Source organism: Candidatus Dadabacteria bacterium (assembly GCA_026705445.1).
In the GTDB taxonomy this organism is placed as follows: domain Bacteria; phylum Desulfobacterota_D; class UBA1144; order Nemesobacterales; family Nemesobacteraceae; genus Nemesobacter.
Window position 1 is genome coordinate 64,374 of record JAPPAR010000019.1, and the last position, 20,450, is coordinate 84,823.

At 46.5% G+C, this 20,450-nt stretch carries 16 protein-coding genes and 1 rRNA gene; 8 read left to right on the forward strand and 9 right to left on the reverse strand.

Annotated features, from left to right (window positions below; all coding sequences use genetic code 11):
* Window positions 1-9 precede the first annotated feature (9 nt).
* The 6 genes from OXG75_04105 to OXG75_04130 all read right to left on the reverse strand — a co-directional run bounded on the left by OXG75_04105 (window position 10) and on the right by OXG75_04130 (window position 10,773).
* The gene (locus tag OXG75_04105; GenBank protein MCY3625167.1) at window positions 10-6,087 is read right to left on the reverse strand and encodes an ATP-binding protein; all 6,078 of its coding nucleotides are present in this window, start codon (window positions 6,085-6,087) and stop codon (window positions 10-12) included.
* Between the two features lie 488 nt (window positions 6,088-6,575).
* Window positions 6,576-7,004, reverse strand: a complete 429-nt coding sequence (locus OXG75_04110; GenBank protein MCY3625168.1) for a nuclear transport factor 2 family protein — start codon at window positions 7,002-7,004, stop codon at window positions 6,576-6,578.
* Between the two features lie 21 nt (window positions 7,005-7,025).
* Window positions 7,026-8,612, reverse strand: coding sequence for an RIP metalloprotease RseP (gene rseP / locus OXG75_04115; GenBank protein ID MCY3625169.1), 1,587 nt, complete (start codon window positions 8,610-8,612; stop codon window positions 7,026-7,028).
* 2 nt (window positions 8,613-8,614) lie between these two features.
* Window positions 8,615-9,772, reverse strand: coding sequence for a 1-deoxy-D-xylulose-5-phosphate reductoisomerase (locus tag OXG75_04120; protein ID MCY3625170.1), 1,158 nt, complete (start codon window positions 9,770-9,772; stop codon window positions 8,615-8,617).
* Window position 9,773: 1 nt separating this feature from the next.
* Entirely contained in the window at window positions 9,774-10,514 is a 741-nt protein-coding gene (gene uppS / locus OXG75_04125) for a polyprenyl diphosphate synthase (protein ID MCY3625171.1), read from the reverse strand.
* 40 nt (window positions 10,515-10,554) lie between these two features.
* Entirely contained in the window at window positions 10,555-10,773 is a 219-nt protein-coding gene (locus OXG75_04130; GenBank protein MCY3625172.1) for a hypothetical protein, read from the reverse strand.
* 126 nt (window positions 10,774-10,899) lie between these two features.
* Here OXG75_04130 and OXG75_04135 point away from each other — a divergent pair, with 126 nt between their 5' ends.
* The 8 genes from OXG75_04135 to purN all read left to right on the forward strand — a co-directional run bounded on the left by OXG75_04135 (window position 10,900) and on the right by purN (window position 17,591).
* Complete coding sequence (locus tag OXG75_04135) at window positions 10,900-12,039, forward strand: S41 family peptidase (protein ID MCY3625173.1); 1,140 nt, start codon at window positions 10,900-10,902, stop codon at window positions 12,037-12,039.
* Between the two features lie 12 nt (window positions 12,040-12,051).
* Window positions 12,052-12,942 carry a divergent polysaccharide deacetylase family protein gene (locus tag OXG75_04140; protein ID MCY3625174.1) on the forward strand — a complete coding sequence of 297 codons (891 nt, stop codon included), beginning with the start codon at window positions 12,052-12,054 and terminating at the stop codon, window positions 12,940-12,942.
* 36 nt (window positions 12,943-12,978) lie between these two features.
* On the forward strand, window positions 12,979-13,167 hold the full coding sequence (locus OXG75_04145) for a hypothetical protein (GenBank protein MCY3625175.1): 189 nt from the start codon (window positions 12,979-12,981) through the stop codon (window positions 13,165-13,167).
* Window positions 13,168-13,258: 91 nt separating this feature from the next.
* Window positions 13,259-13,447: a 30S ribosomal protein S21 gene (rpsU, locus tag OXG75_04150; protein MCY3625176.1), complete on the forward strand. Its 189-nt coding sequence runs from the start codon at window positions 13,259-13,261 to the stop codon at window positions 13,445-13,447.
* A gap of 66 nt (window positions 13,448-13,513) precedes the next feature.
* Window positions 13,514-15,307 carry a DNA primase gene (gene dnaG, locus OXG75_04155; protein MCY3625177.1) on the forward strand — a complete coding sequence of 598 codons (1,794 nt, stop codon included), beginning with the start codon at window positions 13,514-13,516 and terminating at the stop codon, window positions 15,305-15,307.
* Window positions 15,304-16,788, forward strand: coding sequence for a sigma-70 family RNA polymerase sigma factor (locus tag OXG75_04160; protein ID MCY3625178.1), 1,485 nt, complete (start codon window positions 15,304-15,306; stop codon window positions 16,786-16,788). Before dnaG ends, OXG75_04160 begins: the two co-directional genes overlap by 4 nt.
* Before the next feature lie 45 nt (window positions 16,789-16,833).
* Window positions 16,834-16,949, forward strand: a 5S ribosomal RNA gene (gene rrf, locus OXG75_04165).
* 39 nt (window positions 16,950-16,988) lie between these two features.
* Window positions 16,989-17,591: a phosphoribosylglycinamide formyltransferase gene (gene purN, locus OXG75_04170; protein MCY3625179.1), complete on the forward strand. Its 603-nt coding sequence runs from the start codon at window positions 16,989-16,991 to the stop codon at window positions 17,589-17,591.
* Window positions 17,592-17,605: 14 nt separating this feature from the next.
* On the opposite strand, the gene aroF is transcribed toward purN, so the two are convergent.
* The 3 genes from aroF to aroB form a co-directional block, all read right to left on the reverse strand.
* Window positions 17,606-18,625 carry a 3-deoxy-7-phosphoheptulonate synthase gene (gene aroF / locus OXG75_04175; protein ID MCY3625180.1) on the reverse strand — a complete coding sequence of 340 codons (1,020 nt, stop codon included), beginning with the start codon at window positions 18,623-18,625 and terminating at the stop codon, window positions 17,606-17,608.
* Window positions 18,626-18,729: 104 nt separating this feature from the next.
* On the reverse strand, window positions 18,730-19,338 hold the full coding sequence (trmB, locus tag OXG75_04180; GenBank protein ID MCY3625181.1) for a tRNA (guanosine(46)-N7)-methyltransferase TrmB: 609 nt from the start codon (window positions 19,336-19,338) through the stop codon (window positions 18,730-18,732).
* Between the two features lie 8 nt (window positions 19,339-19,346).
* Window positions 19,347-20,447, reverse strand: a complete 1,101-nt coding sequence (gene aroB / locus OXG75_04185) for a 3-dehydroquinate synthase (GenBank protein MCY3625182.1) — start codon at window positions 20,445-20,447, stop codon at window positions 19,347-19,349.
* Window positions 20,448-20,450 lie beyond the last annotated feature (3 nt).

Consider the following 20,450-nt stretch of genomic DNA (forward strand, 5'->3'; position numbering starts at 1 on the left):
AATAACGTCTTACAAGTGGTATATCACATGGCGTTTTGAATCTTTCTTGGTATCTGGCTCCTGCTCGGAATAATGCTTATAATACTCACGCGTTTCGTTAATAAGAATGCACAACATTTTTCGGTAACAGTCGCAAACCTCAGTTAGAAAATCAAGGCGCACCCGCAACCTTACTCCAAAGGAAAGCTTTTCCCGAGTATATTCTTGGTTCTGGTATCCTTCCTGCCATGGTTCGTATTTGGCTATAGCTTCACCATTTTTGATTAAATCAAACCTGTTAAATGAGAGGTTAAATTCGTCTATTATGAATGAGGCTAATGTGCAGATATTCCTATAACCCAAAAAAGGCAAAGGGTTTTGATGTTCGGCAATAAGTGGAATAGAATCTTCATTAATATCGAAGGTCGTATCGCCTCTCTCCATCAGTATATTGCGGGACTGCTCTAGCGTTAACGACATCGTTGGCGCTGGGAAGATTTGTTCTAGTTCCAGTTCCATCTCGTCCAAGTTGTGTGGTCCACCATACACCTGCCGGGGAATCAGGGCTGCTTGCAACCAAATTGCTTGTCTGTACGGTACATTGTATTTCTCCTCCTGAGCTAGTAACCTCCTTTCGAATACAGTGATCCAGTGAGTTTTCTGTTGCTCGTTGTGGGTGTTCCCAACTTGAAATGATTCCATTATGCCAAGTTCTTCGAACCATGTCTCTTTGTCAACCACATTAAGTGGTTCAATGTCCACTGGACGAGTCATTGTTTCCTCCGTAACATGCTCTGGATCAACGGTTTGTATTGTTTGCCAAAGATGCTCAACTTGCCAAGGACTCAGTTTCAATTTTTCTGCCGCTTCGTTGAGGATGTTCCAAAGAACTTCCATAACTAGTTCCTGAAATTCAGTTGTGATCCATACAATCGGCCAACCTTGGGGATGTACATTCCTATACCAATCGTCTTTGATACGAGGCTTCTCTTCATCAATTGACCAGTTCTGAATATCAAGGCGTTTTTCAATAGTGGCCACGAGGCTCTCTGGCTTTATCCGAAGAATCCTCTCTATCAGTTTTAGCTGGTTCCAGAAATGGAACAGAGTTTCCTCCTTCAGAAAATTTCGGAAAATTGGACTTGGATTTGAGTGCATTCCGTAAGCCGAATGCGATATGGAAGTTGAATACTTTCTTTCGATACGCTTGATCTCTTCAGCAACGGAAGGTTCCAGTGTCGAAACCTCGCCAACACGCTGAAGAATACGCACTGTTGATTGGCGGCAAAGAAAATCTTTCTTGTTAAGTAGTCTAGCAAGCATTTGCTGATGCGGCACTAACAGGTCGGGATTCCGAGTCGCAAGCACCTGAAGAATCATCAGCAAGCGACGAAAAAGCCTTCTGGATGCCGATAGTGCTTTACTAACAAGTGGTGGGATTACGTCTTGAGGCCGTGCAATTGCCAATCTCACTAACGCACGAATCAGCCTTTCGCCGTGATTGATATCCGGCGTGTCTAACTCATCTAATGAAAACTCTAAAATAAGTTGGTTTTCACTGAGAGGTGTTGTTGCATAATTTTTCAGCCATTCATAGTTATTATCCTGAGGCAACTGTGCAAACATGCTTTCGCAATATATCAAGAAATCATTAAAAACTGTCTCAAGCATGTGTGGTTCATCCAGCACATTTAAGCCTTCGGCCGCAATAAGCGGTGTTGCATAACCACCCAGCGAACCTTTTGCTGAATCGTAGCATTTCTTTAGTAGAGAACTTTTGGCTTCGTTTTTATTTATTTTTGCTATAGATGCAAGAAACCTAGTGTTGCTTTCCCCATAGTATGATCCTAAAGAGGAGGCATAAGCCATGGCGAAGTCCTTTATAGCATTGTCTTGGTCGTTAAAATCCAAAAAGCGGTTGGCCAAGAACTCAAAGATGTCTGAATTCAGTGAACGCCGTTGTGATTCGGCGTATTCCTTGATTGAGATGAGGTCCTTTGAAGAACATGTATTTGTTATGTGATAGCGTAAAATTTCTCCCAGTAAATCTGGTTTGTAGAAAGGCTTGTTCTGCGTTTTTAACTTGTTGAGTATAGTAAGAGATTCAGAAAATGATGCTTTACATCTCTCCACTATATCTTGTCCGGTTACAGCTTTTCCATCCAATGTGAATTCTGATGTAAGATGGTCATCTAATCCGGTATTGGTTTCATTTTTGTCCTCTGAATTGAGAGGAATGGGAAATTCGTTTTTAAGGTGTTCCGGCCAACTCCTGGGATTAATTTCTGTTAGAATAAAATTTCTGAAACGGGCTTCAAACGCCTTTCGGACATCATCTGGACATGATTCGGCGATTAGGTCGACTATATGCTGCCTAGCCTCCGTAGAATCATTGAACAATGATTCACTAAGGCACCAAAAGTACTCAGGGTCTCCATCAACCGCACTTAGAAGGTATTTTTTCAGACAATCTTCCATTTGCCATCTTGCCTTTGATTGAGAAAAATGCTTGAGCAATTCTAATGCCGCTTGGCGATTGACAGCAAGAACGACAGAAAAAGCTCTTTCCGCAAACCATTTTGTCTCTCGGCCGTCAGTTAGGTGAGGCATCCAATCCACCATCTTTAGTACACTGGCACACCTTTCAAGTGGCTTTTCAGAATAATGACGGTTTACTAGTTCCAAGATGTCTGTAAGATATGAAAGGGTAATATCTTTTCGATAACCATAAATGAGCGAGGAGCGGATTCCGTAGCGAAGCCATTTCTCCGCATCTTCACGCATGCCACAGTTAGCCATGATTGCCGCAAGCCGCATAAAATGAGTCGGTCTGCACTCCCCTTTCAACATAGTTGATTGTTTGTACGTGGCCGCGCAATTTCCTAGAATAGAAACAAGCTTAACTCCTACCACAGAATTCTTCCCGAGAGTCTCCCACAGATTCAATTCGAATTCATAATCTTGGCGGTATTCGCTAATTCCGAAGTGTGTGTTCCAAAGAAGAGAATCACGTAGAGAGGCTAATTTCTCAATCCAAGAATCTAATCGATCAGGAAAGTGTTTTTGCACCTCTTCGGTCAACAGACCAATTGTGAAAGGTAGCAGGTCCCTTATTACATCAAGCAACTCAACAATTCTTTCACCTCTTCCCTGCTCGGCATGTACAAGCAGGTCAATGCTTTCGCATGCATCCGGATACCAGTTATTCGTATCGGTTCTGAGCGATTGAGCAATGCAATAACAAGCCTTTAAAATATGCCGGAGAGTTGAGGTCCAAAGCGTCTGCGACGTACCGACGGCATCACAGAGGTTAGCATAGGAAGCCTCGTTGCCCTCGTAGCCGAGAACGATAAATGAGTACGCATAGTGGCTGAGTATTGGATCTTTCCATTTTATATGGTCTGGGCAATCGACTTCCGGAACTTGAATAAGTCCTGCAATGGCGGATACTTCGAGGGCAGACATGCCTGCTTTGGCAGCGTAAAAAGCCAGTTCTACATTGTTGCAGGGGGATTCTTGTTCCACGTATTCTGTTACGGCAACCCGTAGGTCATCAAGAAGACCGTGGCGTGCTAGTGCCCGGATCAACAGATAACGGACTAGACGATTTGGGAAAATCCTTCTTACACGTTTGAGCCGGCTCCACTTTTCCCTACGTTTGAACTGTACCAGTGCGTCAATGTATGCCGACAGATGCGGTGCGTAGTCCGGCGCATAGGGGTCGGCTGGCTGCATAACACCAGGAGTTAAATTAAACCCAGAGAGCCAACGAAGTGGATGTGCTTGATGCTCCGAATATATGCCAAAACACCGAGCGATGTCATTAATCTGCAAACGGGCTTCATATACATCGTCAGAGTTGATACCCCGAAACTCATCCATAAATACGTCAAAAAGCTTTTTCCCAAATTCCAACCTGCTGTTTTCCGCAAGCGCTGACATAACAGCAAGTGAAGTTTGCAAGTCGACTATCCAACAGTTTGACTCCGGTGAAAAAGTAAAGGAAGTTACGTCTTGGTCACGACCAAGAGCCAGAAGGGTATCCGCAAGAAGACCTCTGTCTAGATTCTCTTCAAGACGTTCATGGGTTCTATATTTCAGGGAACCAAGCCGACTGAGTTGAACGATGTCCTCTAACTTGAATGCTGATTCCACTGCCCATTGTATTGCATCCATTATCTCTTCGGATGGTCGATAGTACAGAAGAGCGTGATCAACAAAATCAGCATTTACTTCTTGAATTACATAAGAGTAGTCCTCTGCTTCATAACAATATTCAAACACATACCCGAACCACTTGGTAGAATTTTTGTTATCTTTCAGAAAACCCGCAATGTTCCGCTTTATCTCCCTTAGCCAGTCTTCCTCAAGCTGACTTACCACAAACTCGCGGAAACTGTTATGGAATACGGATAGCCCGTATTCAGAGTCCCGCAAAAGGTGATTCATACGCTTGTATGCGTCTTCAAACTGAGGGCGGGTGAGAGAGTGCTGAATTCTGTGGAGTTCCTCCCTGTGAAGAGAAAACCGCAGACATGACATTGCTGCGCACAAGTGCTTTGTGTCAGTTGTGCCTACTTGGTCGAATTCTTCCCAGAGAAGATGATAATAGTTGCGGATATCTCCATGCTCTGCTGGTGCAAGGAAGTCGATAGCGTCCGATACTGAATCGGCAACCAAAAGGGTTTCCGCGGTATACTGCAGATACAGTGGAAGTCCTTCGCAATTTTTGTGGATATTGACGATATCAGCGTGTAGAAGCCCTGATATTTGTCGTTTGTTCTCCAAGTAATCTTGCGTCTCGGATTGTGAGAATAACGGCATCCGGATATGAGTTTCCGGACATTCTTTCACGCGCTTGAGAAAATGAGGCCAATTGTGCAGCTCCTGAGTACTTGTCACAAAGGTACAGTTGTCTGGAACATTTGACGGCAGAGCGGAGATTACGGTGTCTCTTACTACCTGCTCAAGCCGCTCGGCATGATCCAGTCCGTCCACAAAGATTACAAACCGTTGACCTCTGCTGGCAAAAAAATCTGCCAATTTCTTCAGACATTCATAAAAATTCTGTTCGCTGTAGTCAAACCGCCGATCGAGAATGTCTGGGTATCTCCTATGAAACTCATTCAACAAGTTTGCTCGGAGGCTTTCCGCTCGGGCACGTATCTTCTGAGCGTTGTCGTTCACTCCAACGAAGCAATAATAACTGAAAACCTCATACTCAGTTTGATTCAGCGCATTGAAATATGCTGTCAGTGAAGTGGACTTGCCGCTGCCGGGCAAGCCGGTAACAATGAGATATCCCCAATTAGCTTGTGGCAACATCTCATCCAGTTGGTTTGAAAGAGACTCTTGTTTTACAAAGTGTTCTTGGTTTACAGGGAATGTCTGTGGAATTAGCAAACTACTTCGGAATCGTTCGAGAAGCTCATCCACTGATTCTCGGGTGATTGCATCTCTGGAGAAAATCGCGTTTTTTTTGATGAATTCCTTCAGTTCGAAAAATATTGAGGTATCGGAAAGCCCTAACTTTCTGTTCAGGAGAAAAGTTTGAATATATTGCTCCAGATCTTTTAATTCTCTTTGTTTAATACAGAACTGGAAGTCTTTCAAAAATTTTCGGAAAGAGTTAGGATCAAGTCCCGAGGTATTCTCCAGTTGCAAGCGCAGTTCTCTCGCCTTCTTACGTTTGCGATTTTCAATGACTTTTGGTTTAAAGGCCCCATCGGGTGTCACAAGATCAACGAGAGTGGCATCAAGGGCACGGTTAGACAAAAGGTAAGTGGTTAAGCTATATTCTGGGAATTCTTCTCGTATAGTGTTCCAACTATGCGAGAATTTCCCGAAGTTTACCTTGCTTTTGGGATCAATTAGATCGCTAGGTTCATATACGCTAAGCGGATTGACTGCGTATTTAACTTGGTAGGCGGAAATTTTATTGCCTTGAAATAGAACAATATCATCAAGGTTCCCGGCCTTCTCATAATTCAAGAACATCTCGAATGGAGTACTGTCTATATAATTTTCTAGTGCAAGCCGCAGAGCGGTGAGGTCTTGATATTCATCGCCCTTTCTTAGGGAACTGCCTCTTTTTTTTGCTTCAGTCATTGTGGGCTACAATTAAGTTATTGTTCCTAAATTAAAATTGTTGTAGAACAAAGGTTATTCAAACAGATTAACGGTAAGCGTAACTGGGTTACTTATATCCTTACTATTTGGTCCATATGAATAGATTTTCTAAGCAGAAAAAACACATTGAATATTTCTCCGCATGGAGACAAATTTTCCTAAACTTATTTCAAAAAAAGACCAAGTGGCTACGGTGCTTGTCGACTTGACTTGCTAATCTTATAATCAAATAAAGAGGTATATCGGTGCCATAGAGTGGATAACTGATTAAGAACAACCGATTTGAAGTTTTAAGATCAGTTGACACTTTTCTTAAGGAATTATGCTCCTTATTGCTTTAACCTCGTAAAGTTCAAAACACTCCTTGTCCAAACTTTTTGCGAAGCTATTAAATAGAACTGTTCAGCAGTTTACTGAAGAATATTAGAACGGAAAAGTCAGTATTCTCTCGACTTTTTAAAGTTCCCTTACTGTATGGTTTTCTTGTCCGGTTCGTAACCGCGTACGGGAATCGGCGAGGCATGATGAAAGATCATAAGCCACCTGCCGTCCTGCTTCTCGAATATGTTGGTTGACTGGGAGAGGTTGAACATGACCGGATCCCTTTTTATGTATACCATTTCCTGCAGGCAGGTCACCCAGGCGATGTTCTCGCTTATATCCACGGTCACGTTTGAAATGCTGATGTCAACCTGGTCCTGGGGGTCAAAAACGCTTTCCCAACTCTGCCTGATGGCTTCCCAGTTGCGAAGAGCCGTCCATCCCGGATGGACGCAGCCGGATCTTGAGTCCTTTATCCAGACCTCTCCCATAAGCTCGAGATTCCTGGTTCCCAGGGCTTCGTAAAAAAGGCTGTTCATCCTGAGTATTTCTTCGCTGTCCTTTTTCGTAGTCAAGGGTCTCTCCCGTGGTTAATTTTACCGGAAAAGATCAAGAATTCTGCCGAACTGCGAGAATATGTCTCCGCGCATCCGGAGAATGTCATTGTAAAGGGCCGCCGCCATGATGAAAATAAGGAAGGAAAACCCGATTCTCTGGGTTATCTCAAGGGTCTTTACGCTAAGGGGCTTTCTCTTTATCTTCTCAATGCCCAAATAAAGCAGGTGTCCTCCGTCAAGCATTGGTATGGGGAGGAGGTTTATTAACGCGAGATTTACGCTTATAAGCGAGGTGAACTGAAGGAGGTTCGATATGCCGCTTTGAGCCACGTCTCCCGACACCTTTGCTATGAGGAGTGGTCCCGCGACCGTTTTACCTGCCGTGGCAAGCGCTATTTTTCCTGTTACGAGCTTAAACAGGAAGCCGAAGAAAAGAATGGTGATCTCAACTGTCATACGCGCCGCTTCTGCTATTCCCCTGCTAAGCGATTCAAAGAAACCGTATTTTTTAAGCACCCTGTCTGTGCTTGGGGTGATGCCGATTATGTAGCGTTCGATGTCTTCTTGCATTTCCGCCGCCAGACGAAAATGCATTTTCTCTTCCCCACGTTCAATCGTGAAATCAAGTTCTTTGCCTCTGCTTTCGGCTATTATGTCCGACATATGGTTCCAGTCCGTAACCTCTACGCTGTCTATCACCTTTATCTTGTCTCCCGGGCGTATTCCCGCCCTCCAGGCGGGGCGGCCTTCTGATACCTGCTCTATGGTTGCGGCTATGGGTCTTGCAAACCCGGTCTCTACCCTTCCGTCAGAACCGGCTTCCGCATAAAGAGTGAGGGTTCTGGTACCGTTTTCGGTTCTCACCACGAATTCAAGCAGCGAATCGGGGTTTGAGTGAACAGCCACGTTCACATCTTTCCAGTCTTTGACCTCTTTTCCGTTTATGCTGAGTATCCTGTCACCCGCGGCGAATCCCGAGAGATGGGCAGGAGAGTCTTTCCTTACGTAAGTTATGTCAGGAGGATCTTCCAGATAACCTGAGACACTTATGCCGAACATGAACACAAGGGGCATGAAGAAGAAGGGAATTATGAAATTCATGGCAGGCCCTGCTATGACCACCAGGAACCTGTCGGTAAGAGACTTGCCGGAAAACCCCCTGTGGTAGTCTTTCTCGTAATAGGCTTCTATTTCATAAAGGGCCGAGCGGTTGACCGGTAAAGTGTAGATTCTTCCGTCTCTTTCAACTTCCAGCTCTTTTTCCTGGTTCGGGTCCGATTTCAGGGCGTAGAGAAGTTTTTCCCAGCTTCCATACTGCTCAAGACTGAATCCTTTTATCCCGGTAATTCTGTCCCCTGAGGCAAGTGGCGACTCAGTGTCTGCAACGCTTTCGACAATTACGTTATCTTCCTTGCCCTCGCCGTACATCTTGACGTACCCGCCGAGGGGGAGGGCACAGACCAGGTATTCCGTTTCACCTCTTACGAAAGAAACGAGTTTCGGACCGAAGCCCAGAGAGAACTTCTCAACCCTGATATTGCTTCTTTTCGCGAGCAGAAAATGCCCCAGCTCATGAAAAAAGACCAGAATTCCTATTACGAAAATAAAAGCCAGAATAGTAGTCATCACTAAGAAAGAAGGCTCTCCATTATAGAACCGGCGGTGCTCCTAGACCACCTGTCCGCCTCTAATATATTGTCAAGACATCCCGAGTCAAGTTTGTCGTGACGCTCGAGAGTTTCCCTGACTATCGGGATTATATCGGTGAATTTTATTGTCTCGTCAAGAAATGCCGTTACTGCCACTTCATTCGCGGCGTTTAGCACGGTTGGATAAGTGCCGCCCATTCTGAGACATTCAATTGCGATCGCGGGAGCCTCGAATTTATCTGTGTCTAGCTTCTCAAACGTGATGTCCGAGAGGTCGTCCGGCGAGGCGTCGGGGCGCCCGAGATCGAGTCTCTCGGGATAGGAGAGTGCTTGGGCTATCGGTATTTTCATGTCGGAGGCGGAAAGATGGGTTATGAACGAGCCGTCAACATATTCAAGGATTGAATGCACAATGCTCTGGGGGTGTACCCAAATTGATATTTTTTCGGCGGGCATGTCAAAAAACCACCTCGCCTCTATAATTTCAAACCCTTTGTTCATCAGCGTCGCCGAATCTATGGTTATTTTCTCTCCCATTTTCCATGTGGGGTGGCAGAGGGCGTCGGCGACCGTAACCTTTTCCATGTCTTTTTTCGGGGTTTTGCGAAACGGTCCACCCGATGCCGTTATAATGATCCGTTTAAGAAATTCGCGGTCCTTTTCAAGAAGCGTCTGGAAAACGGCGCTATGCTCGCTGTCCACGGGGAGGAGTGTGACGTCCTGGTTTTTTGCCTCGGAAATAAGAAGTCCTCCTGCGACCACAAGAGATTCTTTGTTTGCTATACCAACGTTTCTTCCGGCCCGTATTGCAGACAGTGTAGGCAGAAGCCCTGGGAAACCTACCATGGAGGATATAACCAGATCGCAATCGCCTTCCGTAGCAACTGCGATATTTCCCTCGTCTCCGTAATATATCTGTGTTTTCGGACCGGCGATTTTCCTGAGTCGTTCCGAGTCGTCCTTTCGGGTAACCGATACGATCTTCGGGGCGAATTCCGTTATCTGTTCTGCAAGAAGATCAATGTTTTTTCCCGCACAAAGGCCCGTTACCTCAAACCTTTCGGGAAATCTTCGTACTATTTCAAGGGTCTGCGACCCGATCGAGCCGGTTGATCCGAGTATGGATATTTTTTTCAATCTAGCGCCCTTTCTCCCGTATCTGCTCTCCTGTCAGTCCGAACCTTCTTTCCCTGTTACGGTAATTGGCGATGGCCTTTAGCAGATGCCTTCTTCTGAAATTCGGCCAGAGTGTCTTCGTGACGTATATTTCGGCATAGGCCAGTTGCCACAGCAGAAAGTTTGAAAGTCTCATTTCTCCCCCGGTCCTTATGAGCAGATCCGGTTCAGGCAGGCCGGAGGTATAGAGATATTCCTGAAAGTCCTTCTCGGAAATCGGTTTTTTCTTTCCCTCCTCGATTATGCTGTTCACGGCGTTGATTATCTCCTCCCTGCCCCCGTAGCTAAGAGCCAGGGTTATCGTCAGGGAGTCGCACTTTTCCGTCATTTTCATCACGCGCCCGAGAAGCTCACGTATGTCTTTGGGGAGGTTCGAGAGATTACCGATCGCGTTTAGCCTGGTGTTCTGCGCAAGCAGCTTCTCGCCTTCATTTGAGAGATACTGCCTTAAAAGATCCATTAGGGCGAGAACCTCTCCCCCCGGCCTCTTCCAGTTCTGGGCGGAGAATGCGTAAAGAGTTAAATATTCTATCCCGATCTCCCGCGCGGCGCGGACCATCGATTTTGCAGACTTTATTCCTTCCCTGTGACCGATCATCCTGTCGAGATTCTTTCGCTTCGCCCATCTTCCGTTGCCGTCCATTATTATGACAACGTGTCTGGGGATAGGACCCGGTGTGGAAATGTTACGGTTTTTCTGCATTACGAGACATTGTTTGAGAGCTTCGCTGACAACCGTCGCTTCAGCTCGCCGCCCGATAGATGTAAGAAACGGGATATGCGATCAGAACGACCGTAGCAATTACCACCATGGCCACGATCAGGGCGACCGGGTATATGAGAAGTGCCCCCAGGTAGAAAAGGGCTCTTTTCAGCGGAACCCACTCCCGGGATGCTTCGGGAAGGTCGGAAACGCAGCTTTTGACAAATCCTGATATTATTCCAGTAAAAAGTGTGGACATATAAGTAAACCGATCTACCGTAAACCTATCTTATTTCCCCTTTTTCATCAAGGGAGAAAATCCTGCTTTACTTGCTTAGTCCAAAAAAAATTCCTTTCAGGTAAACTACAGAAAACGTAGGTCGCAATGACAAAGTTCCGCTTCTTTTTCATAGTATACGCGTTAATTCCGGCTTCTCTTTTTTCAACCCCACTTCTCGCAAAAGAAGATACGTACAGAGGCCTTTCCGACTTCGCAAAGGCCCTGAACCTTATAGAGAAAAACTATGTGGAGGAGGTTTCCTCCGAGCAACTGACCCAAAGCGCCATAAAAGGCATGTTCGATTCCCTTGATCCCTACTCGGTTTACCTTTCATCCGAGGGCTTGAGGAACCTTGAGATAGGAACTATGGGGGAATTTGAGGGCATAGGAATCGAGATTACGGTGCGCGACGGGTTTTTGACCGTGATATCTCCGATTGAAGGAAGTCCTGCGCAGGAAGCCGGCGTGAAATCGGGAGACGTGATCATCTCTATAGATGGAGAAAGTACCGAGAAGACCAACATAGTTGACGCTCTGGACCGCATAAGGGGCGGAGAAGGAACTAAAGTTGATATCGTTGTCAGAAGAGAGGGAACCGAGGAAACCCATAAGTTCACCATCACAAGACGCATAGTGAAACTTAGAAGTGTCGAGTCCAGGTTGATCGAAAAAGATATAGGTTATATAAAGCTATCGCAGTTCCACAGGGATTCTGCGGATGAGTTTCTCAGTTCTTACAAGGGGCTTGAGGAGGAAAACGGTGCGAAGCTCGGAGGACTTGTGCTTGACCTCAGGAACAATCCCGGAGGATTGCTTGAACAGGCGCTTGCGCTTAGCGACATGTTTCTGGATAAAGGGCTTATCCTGAACGTGAAGGGAAGGTCTGAACTGACTTCGAAGGAGTATTTCGCCAGGGAGGGAATGGATATACCGACCAATCACGTTGCCGTAATCGTAAACCGGGGGAGTGCGAGTGCTTCCGAAGTTCTTGCCGGAGCACTTAAAGACAGCGGCAGGGCGAAGATAGTCGGTACGAGAACATTCGGCAAGGGTTCAGTTCAGTCCGTAATAGAACTTTCGGGGGAAACGGGAGTGAAGATAACCACGGCGAGGCTTTTCACCCCCAAGGGGGTTCTGATAGATGACAAGGGCATAGAACCTGATATTTTTGTTGAAAGCGGCGACAAGGATGCCCCCTCGGACCCGCAGCTTGCAAGGGCGTTGGAAACTGTAAAGCACATGTGAGGAGATAGGAGCTTGAGTCAGAAGAAGCGAACGAGAAAAAGACAGTCTACGGCAAAAACCGGCGATAAAAAACGCACGGCAAGGCTTACCCACGCAGTTCTGGTTCTGGTTTTCTTTTTCGCCTTTTCGATTTTCGGCCTCAAGCATATCGAAAGATTTTTTGACGGATGGTCACACCGGGAGGCTACGCCTACTGCGATGGATAAGATTGCGGAGAAAGAGCCCCGGCGTCCGGGAGTTGTCCTCATAATAGATGACTTGGGCTATGACAAGGAGTCGATTGACAGAATACTCAGGATCAAACAACCGCTTAACTTAGCCGTGCTTCCGCATCTTCCCCATTCCCTGTACGCTGCGCGCGCTGCTTACCGCGGGGGAAAGGACGTGATTCTCCACCTCCCCATGGAACCCAAGTATGCCTCCGGTTATACGGCCGATGACGCTGGAGAAGGAGTTTTGCTGCTCGGCTTCTCGATGGACCAGATGAGGGAGGAGCTAAGAAGAAACATCATGGCCGTCCCCAACATAGTCGGAGTCAACAACCATATGGGCTCTAAGTTCATGGAGAATGAAGAACCGGTAAAAACAATAATGCGGGAACTGAAGGCTAGGGATCTTTACTTTGTTGACAGCCTTACGACCCCCAACTCCCGCGGATACAGCGTAGCGAGGCGGCTTGGAGTAAAGGTGCTTAAAAGGGATGTTTTTATTGACCAGAGCGAGCGGGGCAAGGAGTATACTATGCAGCAGCTTGACCGCTTGGTAAGGATTGCTGAGAAAAAAGGCATAGCGGTAGGCATAGGCCATCCCTACCCGCAGACAATAGATGCTCTTGAGGAGTATATGCCCAAGATTGAGAAAAAGGTTGAATTTATGAAAATATCGACGGCCGCTTTGAACTGAAACGGTTGCGGAGAAATCACCTAAAAGAGGATTGTCATGGGACTTGTGGATGAAATCAGAAACAGGCGGGATTCCTGGAACAGCAGACTGGAAGAGCAGAGGGTTTCCCAGGAGCCCTACGACCATGAATTCGAGAAGGGAAACGCCCGCAGAATCGAGGAAGAGATAAGAAAGAACCGTGAGATGGTTGGAAAATTCCCGCTTCTGGAAAAACAATCGAAATAGTCGGCGGGAAAGAGCGGCCGGCGGGTGATTTGACAACCTTTTTTTTATCCTTTAGGATTTTCATCCCCATGAGGATGGAGGTTTTGATTTTTTGCCAGGAATAACAGTAGGTAGCAGCGAAAGCATTGACAGCGCTTTAAAAAGGTTTAAGAAACAGGTTGAAAAGGGTGGGGTTCTTTCTGAAGTAAGGAAGAGAGAATACTACGAAAAACCGAGCGAAAAGAAAAAAAAGAAGCTGTTTGCCGCCAAAAAGCGCAGTTCAAGCAGGAAAAGAAGATAAACCGTCTCAGTTTGACGGTTTTCATCGGAAGTTATTTCTGAAGGCCCCCCGATTAAGCCGCTTTGAATGAAAAACCCTTCTTTCACATCAGTGATAGCGGATATAAAGGCAAAGCTCAGCATAGTAGATGTCATACAGGGCTTTGTTTCCCTTAAAAAATCTGGAAAGAACCATATCGGGCTCTGCCCGTTCCACGACGACAACAACCCTTCCATGCACGTAAATGATGAGAAGGGTTTTTTCCATTGCTTCAGCTGCGGAGCCGGAGGAGATGTATTCGGCTTCCTGATGAGATACAGCAATATAGGTTTCCGCGAAGCCTTAAAGGAGCTTGCGCAGAAAGCCGGAGTCAGGCTCCCGGCTCCGCGTCCGCGCACCAGAAGTGAGAAAAAAAAAGAGGCCACTTCGGCCAGGTTTTTTGAGATAAATTCTCTTGTCTGTTCGTTTTACAGCAAGAACCTCCGCAGTTCAGCAAAAAACTCCGCGTGGGCTAGAGAGTACCTAGAATCAAGGGGAATCAGCTCGGAGATAATCGAGGAATTCAAGCTCGGTTTTGCCCCCGACAGATGGGATGCCGCCGTGGAATTCGCTTCAAAAAACAATATCGGTGTCAAGGAACTCGAAGAGCTTGGTCTTGTTGTTGCGAGGGAGAGCGGAAGCGGTCACTACGATCGGTTCCGAAACAGAATTATTTTCCCCATAAACGAGATAACAGGGCGAATTTGCGGTTTCGGCGGCAGAACTCTGAGCGAAGACGAATCCAAACAGCCGAAATACATGAATTCCCCTGAATCCCCTGTTTTCGACAAAAGGAGCGTTCTTTACGGACTCTACCACTCGAAAAGTGAAATCGGAAGAAAACGGAAAGCTGTTTTGGTTGAAGGCTACATGGACTTCATAAAGCTCTACGCAAATGGAATACGCAATGTGGTTGCCACCCTGGGAACGGCCTTTACGAATGAGCACGCCAGATTTCTGCGACGTTTCTGCGAGGAGGTGGTGATTGTCTACGACGGTGATACCGCTGGGATACGTTCCGCCGTCCGGGCCGGAGAGATTCTTCTTGAGCAGGGGATTTCTTCAAGTATTTGCCGCATTCCCGATGGCCTCGACCCCGATGATTATCTGGAGGAGCACGGACCTGAGAGCCTCGCCGAGCTGATCGCGGCCGCCGTTGATGTCTCGGATTTTATTATTGACGACACTTTCGCAAGGTACAGGGAAAAGAAAATGTCTTCCGGAGAGTCGATAAAATTTCTTGTGGACTTGGTTTCAAAAATAAAAGACCCGGTCCGAAGGGCTGAAGCTGTTTCCAAGGCAACGGGGCTTTTCGGGATAAGGGAGTCTGAGTTTCTCTCTCTGGTAAAAACCTCGAATCCGGGAAGAAACCGCGGGTCGCTTGCACCGACGACCTTGATTCCGGAAAAAAGCATTCATGAGAGAGAAATTGTGAGGATACTGCTTAAATTCCCCCACCTGATGAGCGCCGAAAAGATTGAGAATATTGGTAGGGATTTTGAAAATGGCGATTTAAAGGTTATTCTCAAACGTGTGGGTGAAGGGGAGTTTACCGAAGTTTCCTCCCTGATGAGTTCTTTTGAGAAAATCGAGATGCAGCAACTGCTGAGCGAGTTAATTTTTTCTTCGGATGATTTGATAGACGACACGACTTCGGAGAAAATACTAAACGATTGCGTGAAGGAGCTTGAACTGAGAAATATAGCTTTTAAGCGTAATGAAGTAATAGAAAGAATCCGCAAGCAGCGTGATTCTTCAGATAAAACCCTTGAAAGAAAACTTGTTGAGCAATACAGGGATCTGGTGAGTATGGAAAAGACCATAAGAGGAACTGCAAGTTGAATCCGAACGACGAGACTAACGGGTTGAGGAGCGAAATCGACGGGCAGGACGAAGGGGAATTCTCTGAGTCCGCACAGAGTTTTCAAAATGCCCCGTCTGATTCTCGAGCGGAAGACAAGCTCAAACACGTAAAGAGCAATGATTCCGACCAAGACCCTATAAGATCGTACATTCTCGCTATTGCGCAGCACTCCCTCCTTTCCAAGGAGGAAGAGGTTGAGATAGCAAGACAGATTGAAAAAGGCAAAAAAATAATCGCAAGAATGATAATAGAGAACCCCTTCATGATGAAAAAGGTTCTCAAGCTCGAAGAAGAGATAAAAGAAGGGGCACTCGGTGCGGGCTACCAAGGCGAGGACGTAGAATCCCCCGCTGACGGCGAAACATATAGAAATTCCGCGAGGAACTTTCTTCCAATCAGAGAACTTTTTGCTGAGACCGAAGAACTGAGAAAAAAACTTGATACTTCAACTCTTTCAAATACCGAAAGAGCCAAGATCTTTAAACGAATCAGAAAGAATAACGAACGGACCGTAGAACTTCTTGACGAAATCGATTTCTCCTCTACGCAGGCCAACAGGATATACAACCTGGCCGTCGAATATGTGGACAGGATTGAGGGCGGGGATTGTGACTGCATGATGGATGGTTCAGACGATTCGATTGGCAATGGTTCGAAATCTGAATATTCTGAGGAGGAAATCGCTTCTCTTAAAAAGGTGCTTAGAAGGTTTGAAAGAGCAAAGAAGGCTACTAAGAAAGCCAGAAAAACACTTATCGAGTGCAACCTCAGGCTCGTAGTCAGTATAGCGAGAAAATACGTTAACAGAGGGTTGCCGTTTCTCGACCTGGTTCAAGAAGGCAATATGGGGTTGATGAAAGCGGTTGAAAAGTTCGAACATGGAATGGGATACAAATTTTCAACCTGCGCCACATGGTGGATAAAGCAAGCAATTACACGTGCAATAGCCGATCAGGGAAGTCTTATAAGGATTCCCGTTCACATGACCGAAAATATAAACAGGCTGAACAAGATCTCTAGATCCCTGATGCAGAAATTAGGGAGGGAACCCAGACCGGAAGAGATAGCCGAGGCAATGGACATACCTCTTGATAAGGTCTTGAAGATCATGAAGGTGTCGCGTGACCCGATTTCTCTGGAGTCCCCGATTGGTGAGGACGATTGCAGGCTGATGGATGTTATCTCGGACCCGACTTCCACTTCTCCGCTTGACATGCTCGAAACCAAAGAATTGAACCGGATCATGCGCAACGCGCTCTGCACCAACCTCAGTAACGGGGAGGAAGGAGTCGTTAAAATGCGTTTTGGTATAGATGAGGACAAGGAATACACCCTTGAAGAAATAGGGAAAAAATTGAACGTTACCCGCGAGAGAATAAGGCAGATCGAGGTAAAGGCCATTAAGAAGCTCAAAAGGTTCGGAAGAGCTCTTCCAATACGGGGTTTTAATACTGACTGATATTCTAGCTTGACATTATTTTTTTCAGTGGTAATTTCTTTTTTCTAGGGTGGCTATGCTGAAGGGGAAGCACCCGGTCCCATCCCGAACCCGGAAGTTAAGTCCTTATAGGCCGATGATACTGCTCCTTTCAGGAGTGGGAAAGTAGGTGGCTGCCCTTTTTTTTCTTCCCTTGCTTTCTCAAGTTTCCGGTGCCTGCGATGTCAAAGACCAACGTTGCCGTGTTTGTTTCCGGAAGCGGAACAAATCTTCAGGCGGTAATAGATTCCGGCATAGAATCCGCAAACATAGCCGTGGTTGTCTGTGATACTCCTGGAGTCATGGCGATTGAGAGGGCTAGGAAACACGGTATTCCCGTGGAGCTCGTAAAAGGCAGGGATTTTGAATCAAGGGAAGAGTTCGAAAGACAGATAGTCGCGAAAATCGACAGATATGACATAGGCCTTGTCGTACTTGCCGGGTTTATGAGGATACTTACTCCTTATTTCTTAGGCCGTTTCGCGAACCGTATCATCAACATTCATCCTTCCCTGCTTCCTTCTTTCCCGGGAACAAATTCAGTAAGACAGGCACTTGACTACGGAGTGAAACAAACGGGTTGCACAGTCCACTTCGTGAGAGAGGAAGTTGACGCGGGTCCCATTATTCTTCAGGCCATTGTTCCGGTTACGGAGGAGGATACGGAAGAGACTCTGCTTGAGAAAGTCCACGCTGAGGAACACAGGATACTGCCTGAAGCCATAAGGCTTTTCTGCGAGGGAAAACTGACTCTCAGTGGAAGAAAAGTCCTGATTTCCTTCTGAGACCCGAGAAATCTCTAAATGCTTCTTCCAATGGCTTCGGCAACGGGGGCAGCTTTTTCCATCAGGTTTTTGAATGTTTTCGGTTTAAGCGACTGAGCTCCGTCGCTAACGGCGATCTCCGGGTTGTTATGAACCTCGACAATTACTCCGTCCGCTCCGGCGGCTATTGAGGCTAAGGTTACTGGAATTACGTACTGCCAGTAGCCGGTTCCATGGCTGGGGTCGGCGAAAACAGGCAGGTGGGTCTTTTCCTTGAGTACCGGGATAGCGTTCAGGTCAAAAGTATTTCTGGTCGCAGTCTCAAAGGTCCTTATCCCGCGTTCGCAGAGCATTACGTTACTGTTGCCCTCCGACAGTATATACTCTGCGCACATGAGAAATTCGTTTATGGTTGTTGACATCCCTCGTTTTAGCAGGACGGCCTTTTTTGATTTGCCGACATGTCTTAAAAGCGAGTAGTTTTGGGAATTTCTCGCTCCGATCTGAAGCACATCCGCGTATTCCTCGACCAGTTCAAGGTCATCCGGGCTCATTATTTCGGTCACTATGGGCAGTCCGGTCACTTCTTTTGCCTTGATGAGAAGTTCCAGTCCCTCTTTTCCAAGACCCTGGAAAGAATAGGGAGAAGTTCTGGGCTTAAACGCGCCGCCTCTGAGCATTGACGCCCCTGAATTTTTTATGGAAGCTGCGATTGTCATTATCTGTTCTTCGCTTTCAACCGAGCACGGTCCTGCGATTATTGGGATATTCCTGTCCCCTACTGTAACGCCTTCCACATTGAAAACGGAGGTTTCATCGTTCACTTCCCTGCTTGTTAGCTTGTAGGGCTGAAGCACAGGAACGACCTTTTCGACTCCCTGTAGCTGTTTGAGAACGTCGAGGTCATGTGGCTTTCCTCTATCGTCTCCGACCACTCCGATGACAGTCCTGAGAATTCCCTCGATTGGATGCGGCGAATAGCCAAGTTCCTTTATAACGGATTTGACCTTGTCTATATCTTCCTTGGTCGCCTTTTGCTTCATTACTACTATCATTTAAAAAACCTCCATATTTTGTGCGGAACGGACAAACTTAATACATAGAACATTCTTAATGTCAATTATAATGTTTTTACATATCGACGTATTGAGCCTGTTTGCTAGGGAAGATTTAGAAAAACGGCGCTGAATATATCTTGCGAAGCTTCCCTGAAATGTTTTTCGAATTTCGTTTCTGTTTCTCCTCTTCTAGCCTCGACGAAACCGGGTGGAGGGTGCACGGGATGGAACAAGCGACTTCTTTTGAATTCGGACACTATCTGCTCAATGTAGCTCAACTGATCGGTCTTTATTACGGTCCTCCCGCTTCTCGTAAGCACTTTTGCCAGGCAGCTTATAAATTCCCGGTTGAACATTCTGTGTTTTGAATGTTTTTTCTTCGGCCAGGGGTCGGGGAAGTTCACCAAGACAAGATCAAACATTCTTTCTCTGAAGACCTGTCTGAGTGCGATCTCAGCTTCAATGTGGAGGAATTTTAAGTTTTCCAGGGAGATCTCTTCCGCAGCACGCACCGCTTTTCGGAATCTTCCTCTCTTGATCTCGATACCAAGGTAGTTTCTGCTTGGGTCGCATTGCGCTGCGTTTATGAGAAATTCTCCTTCTCCAAAGCCGATCTCAAGTATTAGGGGTTTTTCGTCGCAGAAGATGTCTTTTTTGCCGATGGGAAGCGAAAACAAAGAGATGTCCACCGCAGGGTCGGTTAGCTTCATTTTCCGTGTCAGGATCTGAAAGCGGAAATTATGGTCTTCTCCCCGATCTTTATTCCGTAATCTCCCTCATGTTCTTTCATCTTGCCTATGCACTCGGGAAGCGACATTTCTATCTTGCCTTTTCTGGTTTTCTTGTCGATCTTCATGACGTCGATTATTTTCCCCACGTTTCCCCCGCGTGGAGGCTCAGTAGGAAGTCCCGCTCTCTGCAGAAGAAGGGTGAGCCTTTCCTGTTCTTCTTCGCTCCACCCTGTTTCACCCAGAGCGATTTTTCCCTCAATTGCCATTCCCGCGGAAATCGCTTCTCCGTGGGAGATTGTATAGTCGGATAGCTGCTCGATTGCGTGGCCGACCGTGTGCCCGAAATTAAGGATTTTCCGCAGGTTCTGCTCCTTTTCGTCCTTCTCGACCACTTCCGCCTTGATCCTGCAGCTTGTCTCTATCACCTCGAGCAGCGTAGCGTCGTCGAAATCGTAGATTTTCTCGATATTTGCTTCTAGGTACTGGAAGAAATCCTCACTCCTTATTACACCGTATTTAATTATTTCGGCGAGTCCCTCCGCGAGTTGCTTCGGTTCAAGGGTTTTAAGCATGTCTGTGTCCACATACACCCGCCATGGTTGATAGAAGGAACCGATGAGGTTTTTTCCGTGAGGGGTGTCTACAGCAGTTTTTCCTCCCACCGAACTGTCAACGCAGGCAACTAGGCTTGTCGGCACCTGAACGCAGGGTACTCCCCTCATGTAAGTGGCGGCCACGAATCCTGCTATATCTCCCACGACCCCGCCGCCGAGTGCTATGACCGAAGAATCCCTGCCGAATCCCGATTCGAGCATCTTGTCTTCTATGAAGGACTTGATTTCTCTGGTTTTGCTTTGCTCTCCCACCGGAAAAACAATCATACTGACTTCTGGGAGCACTTCCCCAAGATCGCTCAGAAGTTTTGCTCCATAGAGATCCGCCACGTTTGAATCGGTTACTAGGGCATGGGAATGAGCTATGGATGCCTCGACCAGATCGCCGGCAATCTGGCTCAGAAGACCTTGGCCGATCAGGATTTCATAGGAATTATCTTCGTTTGACCTGACTTTGACTTCTATCTTTTTCAATTT